Consider the following 12,685-nt stretch of genomic DNA (forward strand, 5'->3'; position numbering starts at 1 on the left):
CAAGAGCGACACCCAAGAGCGACACCGACAACGGACGACATGGACAGCACCCCGGCGAAGAGGAGCGGTACGTGAGCGAGAGCAGTGCGGAGGCCGCCGTGGAAGCGGCCACGGCCGCAGCCTCGGCCGTCTCCGCAGCGGGGGGCGCGACCTGGCGCAGGGCCGGGATCGCCGGCGCCGCGATAGGCGTGGTCGCGGCGGGCGCCGCCGCCGGAGTCGCCATAGAGCGGCTCACGGTCGGCCGGGGCATGCGCAGGAAGGCCCGGCTCGCCCTCGACTCGGCCGGTCCGTACGGGGCGTTGCGCGGCATGCCCGGCAAGGCCGTCGCGGACGACGGCACGGAGCTGTACTACGAGGTCGACGAGGTGGAGCCCGACTCCACCCTCGCCCCGCGCCGCCGCCGGCTCTTCGGCCGCAAGGCCCCCGCCCCCGTCACCGTCGTCTTCAGCCACGGCTACTGCCTCAGCCAGGACTCCTGGCACTTCCAGCGGGCCGCGCTGCGCGGTGTCGTGCGGACCGTCCACTGGGACCAGCGCAGCCACGGACGCTCCGCGCGGGGCGTGGCCCAGGTCGAGGACGACATGCCGGTCACCATCGACCAGCTCGGCCGCGACCTGAAGGCCGTCATCGACGCGGCCGCGCCCGAGGGACCGATCGTCCTCGTCGGCCACTCGATGGGCGGCATGACGGTCATGGCCCTGGCCGACCAGTACCCCTCCCTGATCCGCGAACGGGTCGTCGGCGTCGCCTTCGTCGGTACGTCGTCGGGGAAGCTCGGCGAGGTCAACTTCGGGCTGCCCGTCGCGGGCGTCAACGCGGTGCGGCGGGTGCTGCCCGGAGTGCTGAAGGCCCTGGGGCAGCAGGCCGCGCTGGTGGAGCGCGGCCGGCGGGCCACGGCCGACCTGTTCGCCGGGATCATCAAGCGGTACTCGTTCGCGTCCAGGGACGTCGACCCGGCGGTCGCGCGGTTCGCGGAGCGGCTCATCGAGGGCACGCCCATCGACGTGGTCGCGGAGTTCTATCCGGCCTTCACCGACCACGACAAGACCGAGGCGCTCGCCCTCTTCGCCGAGATGCCCGTGCTCGTACTGGCCGGGGTCAAGGACCTGGTCACGCCGAGCGAGCACAGCGAGGCCATCGCCGACCTGCTGCCGGACGCCGAGCTGGTGCTCGTGCCGGACGCCGGGCACCTGGTGATGCTGGAGCATCCCGAGGTCGTCATAGACCGGCTCGCCGACCTCCTCACCCGCGCGGGAGCCGTCCCGGCAGGGGCTACCGTGGGTGGTTATGGAAGCACCAGCAGCACCGCGCAACCCGGCTGAGTCCTCGGGACCCTCGGAGCCTTCCGTGGCCGGCGTCACCACTGAGATCACCGTCAACTCACCCGAACAGATGCGGGAGTTGGGCCGTCGGCTCGCCAAGCTGTTGCGCGCCGGCGACCTCGTGATGCTCACCGGCGAACTCGGCGCGGGCAAGACGACAATGACCCGCGGGCTCGGTGAGGGCCTTGGAGTTCGGGGTGCGGTCACCTCGCCGACCTTCGTGATCGCACGCGTGCACCCGCCCCTCGGCGACGGTCCGCCGCTGGTCCACGTGGACGCGTACCGCCTGGGCGGCGGGCTCGACGAGATGGAGGACCTCGACCTCGATGTCTCGCTGTCCGACTCCGTGATCGTCGTGGAGTGGGGCGAGGGCAAGGTCGAGGAGCTGGCCGACGACCGGCTGCACGTCCTCATCCACCGGGCCGTCGGAGACACCACCGACGAGGTACGGCACGTCACGCTGACCGGGGTCGGGGAGCGGTGGGCGACGGTCGGGCTCGGCGTGCTCTCCGCCTGACCCGGCCTGGCCGCCTCTGATCTTGCCTGGTCCGGTCCGGTGCTCGTAGGTTCGCCCCAACATTCCGACATGGCGTCGGGAAGATGTTGCGTCGGGCGGCTTCGGCGTGTTCACATGGACGGAGGAGTTGGTTAGGTCTACCTAACCACGTCTGCTCCCGGAGACGCTTAGGAGGCCGCCATGGCGACGTCTGAACGTGACGTGTCGCGTCCGCGGGTTCCTGTGGAGCGGGAGCCCTCTGGGGTGGCCGGGGTGTCGATGCGGGAGTTGCTTGCGGCAGGGGTGTTTGCGCGGGCGGTTTCCACGCCGCCGACTCCACCGGCTTCGCCGGTGCGGGAGGAGCGGCGGCGTGCCGCGTAGGCCTGTTCGGACTCTGCGGGTGCGTCGTGGCTGGTCGCGCCGTTCCTCGCGCCCCTGAAAGATTGCGCAGTTCCCCGCGCCCCTGAGGAGCGCGCCGTTCCTCGCGCGCCTGAAAGACAAAAGATTGCGCCGTTCCCCGCGCCCCTGAAAAGACAAAAGACTGCGCCGTTCCCCGCGCCCCTGATGGGGCGTTGGTGTTGCGCTATTTGATCACTGTGACCCTTGTGCCGATGATGGCGAATTCCCACATGGCTGTGCCGTCCTCGCGGGATTCGCGGATGCCGCCTAGTTTTTTGGAGGGGGCGGGGGCGGAGGTCGAGCCGTCCACCGCGGCGCTGAAGCCGATGGCGATGCCGGAGACGTTGGTGAAGCGGACGACGTGTTCCACGGCGATGCCGTCCGAGCCGGTGATCTTGCCGGAGCGGGAGGTGACGACGTATGTGTCGGGCGTGGGATCCACCGTTCCGGGGGTCACCCTGAACGTCCGCTTGACCCGGTCACCCGCCCCGACGAGCCAGACGCGATCGTCGTCCACCGAGTAGACGACCCGTCGTCCCGTGCCCGACGCGGAGGGCAGTGCCGTCGGGTGCTGCTTGTCCCGGGGGGCCTTGGCGGCCGCGGTCTTCGAGGAGTCGGCGGGGCGGGAGGAGCCCAGGCCGCCCGGCACGTCCGCCGACGCCTGGTAGGCGAGGAAGCCGATCGCGGCGAGCGCCGCCGTGGTGAGCCCGGCCACGATTCCCGAGCTGCTCCGAACCACCTTGGGTGCCCACCTCTCGTACGGCATTTATGACTTCTGTGACGTTAGCAGCAGGTCTGCTATGGATTGGGGCGGCCGTGCTCCGAGCCCGGGCGCCGTAGGCTGTTCGCGTGCTCTTGCTCGCTCTGGATACCGCCACCCCCGCAGTCACCGTCGCGCTGCACGACGGGACGTCCGTCATCGCCGCCTCCAGTCAGGTGGACGCGCGCCGGCACGGGGAGTTGCTCCTGCCGGCCGTCGACCGGGTGCTCGCCGAGGCCGGGCTCCGGCTCGACGCCGTCACCGGCATCGTGGTCGGTGTGGGCCCCGGCCCGTACACCGGGCTGCGCGTCGGTCTGATGACCGCCGACACCTTCGGGCTCGCGCTCGGCATCCCCGTACACGGACTGTGCACGCTCGACGGTCTCGCGTACGCGGCCGACGGCACCATTGCCGACGGGCCTTTCGTCGTGGCTACCGACGCCCGGCGCAAAGAGGTCTACTGGGCGCGGTACGCCGACTCGCGCACCCGGGTCACCGAGCCCGCCGTCGACCGGCCGGGCGAGCTGGACATCGGCGGGCTGCCCGCCGTCGGCGCGGGTGCCCTGCTCTACCCCGACACCTTCCCGGACGCGCGCGAGCCCGAGCACGTCTCGGCTGCCGCGCTCGCGTCCCTGGCGGCGGAACGGCTGGCCGCGGGCGAGGAACTGGAGGCGCCTCGGCCCCTCTATCTGCGCCGGCCGGACGCCCAGGTGCCCAAGAACTACAAGGTGGTCACCCCCAAGTGACGACCGCGGTGCTGCGTGAGATGCGCTGGTGGGACATCGAGCCCGTGCTGGAGCTGGAGAAGGACCTCTTCCCCGAGGACGCCTGGTCGCGGGGCATGTTCTGGTCGGACCTGGCCCATGCGCGGGGGCCGGGGGCGACTCGGCGGTACGTCGTGGCCGAGATCCCCTCCGAGACCGGAGGCGGTGCGCGGATCGTGGGGTACGGCGGGCTCGCCGCGGCCGGGGACGTCGGTGACGTGCAGACCATCGCCGTCGCCCGGGAGCACTGGGGCACCGGCCTCGGCGCGCAGATCCTGACCGAACTGCTGCGGGCCGCGACCGCGTTCGAGTGCGCCGAGGTGATGCTCGAATGCCGCGTCGACAACGTCCGTGCCCAGAAGCTGTACGAGCGCTTCGGCTTCGAGGCCATCGGTTTCCGGCGCGGCTACTACCAGCCGGGGAACGTGGACGCGCTCGTCATGCGACTCAACGACCCTTCGACATCCGTATCCGCACAAGGAACCGAGATCAATGGCTGACGAACCGCTCGTCCTCGGCATCGAGACCTCCTGCGACGAGACCGGCGTCGGCATCGTCCGCGGCAGGACCCTGCTCGCGGACGCGATCGCGTCCAGCGTCGACGAGCACGCGCGCTTCGGCGGTGTGGTGCCCGAAGTCGCGTCCCGTGCGCACCTGGAGGCGATGGTCCCCACCATCGAGCGGGCGCTGAAGGAGGCGGGCGTCAGCGCGAAGGACCTGGACGGGATCGCCGTCACCGCCGGCCCCGGGCTCGCGGGCGCGCTGCTCGTCGGGGTGTCGGCGGCGAAGGCGTACGCGTACGCGCTGGGCAAGCCGCTGTACGGGGTCAACCACCTCGCCTCGCACATCTGCGTGGACCAGCTCGAACACGGGGCGCTGCCCGAGCCGACCATGGCGCTGCTCGTCTCCGGCGGGCACTCCTCGCTGCTGCTGTCCTCGGACATCACGAGTGACGTACGGCCGATGGGCGCGACCATCGACGACGCGGCCGGCGAGGCCTTCGACAAGATCGCGCGGGTGCTGAACCTCGGGTTCCCCGGCGGGCCGGTCATCGACCGGTACGCCAAGGAGGGGGACCCGGGTGCCATCGCCTTCCCGCGCGGGCTCACCGGGCCGCGCGACCCCGCGTACGACTTCTCGTTCTCCGGGCTGAAGACCGCCGTGGCGCGGTGGATCGAGGCCAAGCGGGCGGCCGGGGAGGATGTGCCGGTGCGGGATGTGGCCGCGTCCTTCCAGGAGGCCGTCGTCGACGTGCTGACGCGCAAGGCCGTACGGGCCTGTCGTGACGAGGGTGTCGACCACCTGATGATCGGTGGGGGAGTCGCCGCGAACTCGCGGCTGCGGGTGCTTGCGCAGGAGCGGTGCGAGGCCGCGGGGATTCGGCTGCGGGTGCCGCGGCCGAAGTTGTGCACGGACAACGGGGCGATGGTTGCCGCGCTGGGGGCGGAGATGGTTGCCCGGGGGCGGGCCGCCTCCGATTGGGATCTGTCTGCGGATTCGTCGTTGCCGGTGACTGACACGCATGTGCCCGGTCACTCACATGCACACGATCATGATCATGTGCATGAGGTCAGCAAGGGCAATCTGTACTCATGACTGTTGCGTTGATGTGGGAGGCGCGGGCCGCTGAGGGGCGCGGGGAGGAACTGCTTGCTTGGGTGAGGGGGCAGGACCTCCCGGCGCGGCCCCTGCGTCGGGAGGTCCTGCGGGCTCCGGGGGATCGGGTGCTCGTCATTACGTGGTGGGATGCCGCGTATGAGGATGAGCTGCCTGAATTGCCGGAGCCGGCTGGGGAGTTGGTTGCGCGGGCGGTTCATCGGTGGCGGTTCGAGTCCCTCGACGGATAGGGGGGCGGGCTGGTAACGCCGTTCCCCGTGCCCCTGAAAGACAAAAGATTGCGCCGTTCCCCGCGCCCCTAGGGCGCCTCCGTTTCCCTTGAAGCGCAGCGTAGGCGGCGGTTTGGGCCCAGAATTCGTTCCGGGCCCGTCAGGGTGATGTGTGTCGTGTGTCGTGTGTCTGCGCTGGACTTGGACAGGCGGAGTTCCAGAGCGCCCGGTTCCACTACCCGTTGGCCCTTGCCGTCCGTGAAGGCCGACAGGTCCGGGTGGAAGGTGAACGTGATGCGGCGGGCCCTGCCGGGGGGCAGGGTGAGGCGGTGGTAGCCGATCAGGCGGACGTCGGGACGGGTTACGCGGGCCACCGGGTCGTGGAGGTAGAGCTGGACCACCTCCGTGCCTTCTCGGGGGCCCGTGTTGCGGACCGTGACCGATACGTCGTACGAGTCGTCCGTGCCGATCTCCGTCGCCTCCCCGTCCTTCGCCCCGTCCTCGATGTCCTCCCAGGCGAAGTCCGTGTAGCCCAGGCCGTGGCCGAAGGGGTGGAGGGGGGTCGGGTCGAGGTTGCTCACCGTGCCGGCCAGGCCCAGTGGGGGCTGGAGGTAGGTCCACGGCTGGCCGCCGGGCTCTTGCGGGACGCTCACGGGGAGCCTGCCCGAGGGGTTCACGCGGCCCGACAGCACTCCTGCCACTGCCGGGCCGCCCTCCTCCCCCGGGAAGAACGCCTGGACGGAGGCGGCCAGTTGGCCGTGCCAGCGGCCGAGCGCGTACGGGCGGCCGGTGAGCAGGACCAGGACGACGGGGGTGCCGGTGGCGGTGAGTGTGTCCAGCAACCGGGCCTGTACGCCCGGGAGTTGGAGGTCGCCGACGTCGCAGCCCTCGCCCGATGTGCCCCTGCCGAAGAGGCCCGCCCGGTCGCCGAGTACCGCCACGCAGACGTCCGCCTCGGCGGAGCGTGCCACCGCCTCCGCGAAGCCCGAGGTGTCCGGGTCCGTGGTGTCGCAGCCCTCGGTGAACGTGACCTTGGCGTCGGGGAGTTCGGTGCGCAGGGACTCCAGGAGAGTGGGGATCTCGATGCCCATCGGCTGGTCGGGGTGGTTGATGCCCACATGCGAGGGGAACGAGTAGCAGCCCAGCATGGCCAGGGCGTCGGCCGCCCGCGGGCCGACCACGGCGATCCGGGTGTCGGGGGCGAGGGGGAGCAGGCCGTCCGGGTTGGAGAGCAGGACGACGGATTCCTCGGCGAGGCGGCGGGCCAGCATGCGGTTCGCGGTCGAGTCCAGGTCGATCGGGCCCGTCGGCTCGGGGGTCCAGTCCTCGTCCAGCAGGCCCAGTTCGCACTTCTGGCGCAGGACCCGGGCCGCCGCCCGGTCCACCAGGGACTCCGGGATCGTGCCCGCGCGTACCGCCTCGACCAGCGGGTCGCCGTAGCAGCGGAGGGTGGGGAGTTCGACGTCGATGCCGGCCGCCAGGGCCGCGTGGCCGGCCTCCGCCTTCGTGCCCGCGACCCGGTGCAGGGTCTCCAGGAAGCCGACGCCGTAGTAGTCGGACACGACCGTGCCCGTGAACTGCCATTGCTCCCGCAGGAGTTCGGTCAGCAGATGCGGGTCCGAGGACGCGGGCACGCCGTCCGTGTCGGTGTACGCGGCCATCACCGAGCGGGCCCCGCCCTCGCGCAGCGCGAACTCGAACGGCGGCAGGGTGATGTCGGCGAACTCGCGCACACCCGCGCGTACGGGGGCGAGGTTGCGGGCGCCCGCGGAGGACGCGTACCCGGCGAAGTGCTTGAGCGTGGCGACGATTCCGGCGGACTCCAGGCCGCGGACGTAGGCCGCGCCGATCGTGCCGACCAGGTAGGGGTCCTCGCCGATGGTCTCCTCGACGCGGCCCCAGCGCGGGTCCCGTACGACGTCCAGGACGGGGGCGAGGCCCTGGTGGACGCCGACGGAGGCGAGGTCCCGGCCGATGCGGTGGGCCATCTCCTCGACCAGGTCCGGGTCGAAGGTGGCGCCCCAGGCCAGGGGGACCGGGTACGCGGTGGCGCCCCAGGCGGTGAAGCCCGCCAGGCACTCCTCGTGGGCGACGGCCGGGATGCCGAAGCGGCCGGCCTCGGCGATGCGGCGCTGGGCGCGGGCCAGTGCCTGCGCGCCGAGCGCCGGGTCCACGGGGGACGTGCCGAAGGAGCGGGTCAGCTGGCCCAGGCCGTGGGGGATCAGCTCGTCCCAGTCGAAGTCCGAGGCCATCTCGTCCTGGTTCGGGGCGACTCCGTCGCCGTCCGTGGCGGCGCCCACCCACACGCCGTACAGCTGGGCGGTCTTCTCCTCCAGGGTCATCCGGGCGAGCAGGTCGTCGACCCGGGCCTCGGCGGGCAGGGCGGGATCACGCCAGGGGGCGGTGGTCATGAAACTCCTGTCGGGGTCTAGGGGGTTCATTTGCCGCCGACTCCCATCAGACCGCCGACCAGGGCGCGGCGGGCGACCAGGTACACGGCGAAGATGGGGATGCCGGAGAGGACTACCGAGGCGAGCAGGGCGGGGATGTTCACGCCGAACTGGCTGACGTAGTTGAAGAGTCCGAGGGTCAGGACGCGTGGGCCGTCGGACTGGGTGAAGATCAGCGGGAAGAGGAAGCCGTTCCAGGCCTGGAGCGCCGCGAAGATGACGACGGTGCTGATGCCGCCCTTGGCCAGCGGGACGGCGAGCTGGAACAGCATCCGCTGCGGGGAGGCGCCGTCCAGGGCCATCGCCTCGTACAGGTCCTCCGAGACGTCCCGCAGGGTGCCGACGAGGACGAGGACCGAGACCGGCATCGCGAAGGCCGCGGTCGGCAGGATGACCGCCAACAGGCTGTCGTACAGGTTGAGTTTGGCGATCAGGAGGTAGAGGGGGACCACGACCGCCTGGGCCGGGATCGCCACGCCGAGGAGGAACAGCCGGAAGGCGAGGCCCGACCAGCGGTTGCGGGTGCGGACGGCGACGTACGCGATCGGCACGGACAGGCCGAGGACGATGGCCACGACCGAGACGGCCACGATCGCGGTGTTGCTGAGCAGATGGCCGAAGCCGCTGTTCAGCACGGTGTTGTAGTTGTCGAGCGTCGGACTCGTGGGCGGGTTCAGCGGGTTGCCGGTGAGTGCCTTGTCCTGGCTGGTGAGCGAGGCCGACAGCATCGCGTAGATCGGGACGAGGACGATCGCGAGCCAGATGACCGAGCCGAGGCCCGAGACGGGGTTGCCGCGCCTGGTCCAGTGCTTGCGGCGGCGTTGCGGGGGCGGTGGCGTGGGACGCTCCTCGGTCTTCGCGGGACGCGGACGGGGCAACGTATCGTGTGACACTCCGTCACATCCCTTCGCGGGTGCTGCGCATGCTGCCGAAGCCGGTCAGCCGCACGAGGATCAGGGACAGCCCCGTGGCGGCCACCACCAGGAAGGACGCGATGGCGCTCGCGTAGCCGAAGTCGTAGCTCTTGAAGCCCGCCTCGTACATCAGGTACGGCAGGATCGCCGTGTCCGTGCCCGGGCCGCCCTTGGTGAGGATCAGCACGGTCTCGAAGTACGTGAGCGAGCCGACGACCAGCAGCACGGTGGACGTCGTGACGGTGTGCCGCAGCTGCGGGAGCGTGATCGAGAAGAACTGGCGGTAGCGGCCCGCCCCGTCGATCGCCGCCGCCTGGTAGAGCACCTCGGGTATCTGGCGGGCCCCGCCCTGGTAGATCAGGGTGTGGAAGGGGATGAACTGCCAGCCGCCGACGAAGACGATCGCGAGGAACGCGCCGTTGGAGGAGCCCAGGATGTTCTTCTGGATGATGCCGAAGTTCGGGTCGAGCAGGGCGTAGAAGAGCAGCGCGATCGCCGTCGAGGAGAGCAGGAACGGCACGAAGAAGATCGCGGAGAGGATCGCCCGGTTGCGCTGGCGGCCCGCCGCCCAGACACCGAGCAGGAGGGCGATCACCGTCTGGAAGACCCAGCTCGCCGCCGTCAGCAGGACGGTGAGCCACAGGGACTGGACCATCCGGTCGTCGTTGATCAGCTTCTGCCAGTTGTCCAGGCCGACGGGTTGCGGGTCGCCCAGGCCGTCCCAGCTGGTGAAGGAGAGGTAGAAGGCCAGGCCCATCGGGACCACGGCGAAGAACGCGAAGAACAGGACGCCGGGCAGGGCCCAGGCGGCGTGCGGGCGGCCGACCGTGGAGGACTTGGACGACCTGGCGGGCGGGGCGGACGTGGTGGCTGTCGGTTCGGTGGGGCGGGCCTTCGTCGGGCTCGTCGGGCTCGGTGCGCTCACTTCAGCTCCTTGAGCGCGGACACGAACTGGCTCGGCGAGGACTTCCCGACGAACAGCTTGTTGATCTCGGTGAGCATCGGGGTCGCGATGTCCGCGCCCAGCGCCTGGTCCCAGGAGAGCGTGAAGGCGGGCGCCTTCTCGACCATCTCGTACTGGAACGTGGCGAACTCCGGGTTGGGTGAGGCCTCCAGCAGCTTGGCCGCGTTGGCGGTCGTCGGGATGTCGCCGTTGGCCACCAGAGCCTTCGCGTACGCCTCCGAGGCGCAGTCCTTCAGGAAGGCGATCGCGGCGTCCTTGTTCTGCGTACGGGCGTTGACGGACCAGTAGTTGGTGGGGTTGCCGACGACGTTGCGGATGTCGCCCGTGCCGCCCTCGACCGTGGGGAACGCGCACCAGCCCAGGTTGTTCTTCGCGAAGGACGGGAACTTGCCGAGCTGCGTCGAGTACTCCCACGAGCCCATCAGGTGCATCGCCGCCTTGCCCTTGGCGAAGACGGCCGGGGCGCCGCCGTTGACGTACGACACCGAGCTGAACTTCGAGCCGAACGCGCCGTCGTCGATGAGTTCCTTGACGGTCTCGGCGGCCTTGAGGACGGCCGGGTCGCCCCAGGCGGACGCGTCGCCGCCCTGGATCTTCGCGAAGACCTCGGGGCCGCCGATGCGGTCGACGAGGTACTCCAGCCACATCAGCTCGGTCCAGGTGTCGGCGCCGCCGAGCGCGAACGGGGTGATCCTCGCGGCCTTCAGCTTGGCGTTGATGTCCTGCAACTCGGCCCAGGTGGTGGGCGGTTGGAGCTTGTGCTCGGCGAAGACGGACTTGTTGTAGAAGAGGATGACCGGCTGCATGCCGCGCATCGGTATGCCGTAGTTGCGGCCGCCGAGTCCGCCGGCCGCGAGCACGGAGGGCAGGAAACCGCCCTTCAGGACGGGGTCGCCCTCGATGGTCTCGGTCAGATCGATGAGCTGGTTGGCCTCCTGGTACGCCTTGATGGAGCCGCCGCCCCAGTTGAAGAAGACGTCGGGGGCGCTCGGGGAGCCCATCGCCGTGCGCAGCTTGGCCGAGTAGTCCGAGCCCGGGACCTTCTCCAGTTTCACCTTGCCCTTGGCCGATTTGCTCGCGGCGGACTTGTTGAAACGGTCGACGGCCGCCGTCTGGACCTTCACCGCGTCGTCCCCGTACACCATGGCGGTGATCGTGTTGCTGCCCCCGCCGGAACCGTCGCCGGAGCCGCAGGCGGTCAGACCAGTGGTGAGCAGGGTGGTGGCACCGGCGCCGAGGACCCAGCGCCTGCTGAACGTCCTGCTGTCGAACGTCCCGCCGCCCAGGCTCCCGGGGCTCTCGCCCGTGGGCTGCCCGCCCGTGGGCCGTCCGCCGTTGGACCGCCCGCTGATCGACTCCATGACAGCACCTCTTTTTGTACTCGTTTTGGACTCGCGAGACGAATGTTTCGGAAGACACTTCGAATGTTCCGGGAACGTATGGCTGCCGAAGGGCTTCGTCAAGAGGTTGCGCAGGGATACGATCCGGTCCATGACTCGCCCGAATCCCGCTGTAGCCCAGTCGGCGACACTCGCCGAGATCGCCCGCGAGGCGGGAGTCTCCGCTCCGACTGTTTCGAAGGTGCTCAACGGCCGTGCCGATGTGGCCCCCTCGACCCGCACCAGGGTCGAGGAGCTGCTGCGCAACCACGGCTACCGGCGCCGCCGGGCCGAGGCGTCCCGGTCGCCGCTGATCGACCTGGTCTTCCACGAACTGGAGAGCGCGTGGGCGATGGAGGTCATCCGGGGCGTGGAGAACGTGGCGCGGGACGAGGGGCTGAGCGTGGTCCTCTCCGAGAGCGCGGGCCGCCTCACGCCAGGGCGCACCTGGGCCGACCAGGTCGCCGCCCGCCGCCCGCACGGCGTCGTCCTCGTCCTGAACGGGCTGGACGAGTCCCAGCGGGCGCTGCTCACCAGCCGCTCGATCCCGTTCGTGATGGTCGACCCGGCGGGCGACCCGGGCGACGACGTGCCGTCCGTGGGCGCCACCAACTGGCAGGGCGGCCTCGCGGCCACCCGCCATCTCGCCGACCTCGGCCACCGGCGCATCGGCGTGATCAGCGGACCCTCGCGGATGATGTGCAGCCGGGCCCGGCTCGACGGCTACCGCGCGGCGCTCGACACGGCCGGGCTGCCGGCCAACCCCGCGCTCGTCCGTACCGGCGACTTCCACCACGAGAGCGGCTACCGGGAGGGTCTTGAGCTGCTGAAGCTCCCCGACCGTCCGACGGCCGTCTTCGCGGGCAACGACCTCCAGGCCCTCGGCCTGTACGAGGCCGCCCGCGAGCTGGGTCTGCGCGTACCGGAGGACCTCAGCATCGTCGGTTTCGACGATCTGCCGGTGGCCCGCTGGGTCGGCCCGCCGCTGACCACGGTCCGTCAGCCGCTCACGGAGATGGCCGAGGCCGCGGCCCGGCTCGTCCTCGACCTGGGCCGCGGCGAGCGCCCGTCGGCGGCGACCCGGGTGGAGCTGGCCACGAGCCTGGTGGTGCGCAGTAGCACGGCGGCGCCGGCAGGGGAGGGGCGGGCGGCGTACTTCGGGGCGCGGTGATCGAGTCGGCCCGTGAGCTGCGCCGGCCGGCCCTTCGAAACTTTCGAAGGGCTCTCGGCGGGCTGCGGTGCAGGCTGCCGGGCGGGGTGCCGGTGCGGGCTGCGATGTGAGCTGCGATGTGGGCTGTGTGCGGGGTGCGGTGCGGGCTGCTGTGCGGGGTGCCATCCGCCCCTGGTGGCAACTGAGAAGACTCAACGAAATATGAGAGTTTGACTAGGAAAACCGGGAAGTGGTTTCTCG

The 12,685-nt window shown here is 70.7% G+C and carries 12 protein-coding genes; 7 read left to right on the forward strand and 5 right to left on the reverse strand.

Going from position 1 to position 12,685, the window contains the following annotated elements; translation table 11 throughout:
• Positions 1–71 precede the first annotated feature (71 nt).
• Positions 72–1,322, forward strand: a complete 1,251-nt coding sequence (locus ACZ5VQ_RS22270) for an alpha/beta fold hydrolase (RefSeq protein ID WP_469106379.1) — start codon at positions 72–74, stop codon at positions 1,320–1,322.
• Positions 1,288–1,839: a tRNA (adenosine(37)-N6)-threonylcarbamoyltransferase complex ATPase subunit type 1 TsaE gene (gene tsaE / locus ACZ5VQ_RS22275; RefSeq protein WP_189845053.1), complete on the forward strand. Its 552-nt coding sequence runs from the start codon at positions 1,288–1,290 to the stop codon at positions 1,837–1,839. Before ACZ5VQ_RS22270 ends, tsaE begins: the two co-directional genes overlap by 35 nt.
• Before the next feature lie 562 nt (positions 1,840–2,401).
• On the opposite strand, the gene ACZ5VQ_RS22280 is transcribed toward tsaE, so the two are convergent.
• Positions 2,402–2,956: a hypothetical protein gene (locus ACZ5VQ_RS22280; protein WP_469106436.1), complete on the reverse strand. Its 555-nt coding sequence runs from the start codon at positions 2,954–2,956 to the stop codon at positions 2,402–2,404.
• 110 nt (positions 2,957–3,066) lie between these two features.
• Here ACZ5VQ_RS22280 and tsaB point away from each other — a divergent pair, with 110 nt between their 5' ends.
• Genes tsaB through ACZ5VQ_RS22300 form a run of 4 tightly spaced genes read left to right on the forward strand, consistent with a single transcriptional unit; the run spans position 3,067 to position 5,588 of the window.
• Entirely contained in the window at positions 3,067–3,723 is a 657-nt protein-coding gene (gene tsaB / locus ACZ5VQ_RS22285; RefSeq protein ID WP_469106380.1) for a tRNA (adenosine(37)-N6)-threonylcarbamoyltransferase complex dimerization subunit type 1 TsaB, read from the forward strand.
• A 20-nt stretch (positions 3,724–3,743) separates the two neighbouring features.
• Positions 3,744–4,241: a ribosomal protein S18-alanine N-acetyltransferase gene (rimI, locus tag ACZ5VQ_RS22290; RefSeq protein WP_469106437.1), complete on the forward strand. Its 498-nt coding sequence runs from the start codon at positions 3,744–3,746 to the stop codon at positions 4,239–4,241.
• Positions 4,234–5,337, forward strand: coding sequence for a tRNA (adenosine(37)-N6)-threonylcarbamoyltransferase complex transferase subunit TsaD (gene tsaD, locus ACZ5VQ_RS22295; protein ID WP_469106381.1), 1,104 nt, complete (start codon positions 4,234–4,236; stop codon positions 5,335–5,337). Before rimI ends, tsaD begins: the two co-directional genes overlap by 8 nt.
• The gene (locus tag ACZ5VQ_RS22300) at positions 5,334–5,588 is read left to right on the forward strand and encodes a hypothetical protein (RefSeq protein ID WP_469106382.1); all 255 of its coding nucleotides are present in this window, start codon (positions 5,334–5,336) and stop codon (positions 5,586–5,588) included. The genes tsaD and ACZ5VQ_RS22300 overlap by 4 nt, the downstream gene beginning before the upstream one ends.
• 68 nt (positions 5,589–5,656) lie before the next feature.
• Here the strand turns inward: ACZ5VQ_RS22300 and ACZ5VQ_RS22305 are convergent, their stop codons facing one another.
• From ACZ5VQ_RS22305 to ACZ5VQ_RS22320, 4 genes are read right to left on the reverse strand one after another with little or no spacing between them, the layout of a single operon-like run.
• Positions 5,657–7,978 carry a beta-xylosidase/alpha-l-arabinosidase gene (locus tag ACZ5VQ_RS22305; protein WP_469106383.1) on the reverse strand — a complete coding sequence of 774 codons (2,322 nt, stop codon included), beginning with the start codon at positions 7,976–7,978 and terminating at the stop codon, positions 5,657–5,659.
• A gap of 26 nt (positions 7,979–8,004) precedes the next feature.
• Positions 8,005–8,910 (reverse strand): carbohydrate ABC transporter permease, encoded by a 906-nt coding sequence (locus ACZ5VQ_RS22310; protein ID WP_469106384.1) that lies wholly within the window; start codon positions 8,908–8,910, stop codon positions 8,005–8,007.
• 4 nt (positions 8,911–8,914) lie between these two features.
• Positions 8,915–9,856, reverse strand: coding sequence for a carbohydrate ABC transporter permease (locus ACZ5VQ_RS22315; RefSeq protein ID WP_469106385.1), 942 nt, complete (start codon positions 9,854–9,856; stop codon positions 8,915–8,917).
• Entirely contained in the window at positions 9,853–11,256 is a 1,404-nt protein-coding gene (locus ACZ5VQ_RS22320) for an ABC transporter substrate-binding protein (RefSeq protein WP_469106386.1), read from the reverse strand. The genes ACZ5VQ_RS22315 and ACZ5VQ_RS22320 overlap by 4 nt, the downstream gene beginning before the upstream one ends.
• A 130-nt stretch (positions 11,257–11,386) precedes the next feature.
• On the opposite strand from ACZ5VQ_RS22320, the gene ACZ5VQ_RS22325 reads away from it, so the two are divergent.
• Complete coding sequence (locus ACZ5VQ_RS22325) at positions 11,387–12,445, forward strand: LacI family DNA-binding transcriptional regulator (RefSeq protein ID WP_469106387.1); 1,059 nt, start codon at positions 11,387–11,389, stop codon at positions 12,443–12,445.
• Positions 12,446–12,685: the final 240 nt, after the last annotated feature.

Source organism: Streptomyces sp. NPDC033178, assembly GCF_055577685.1.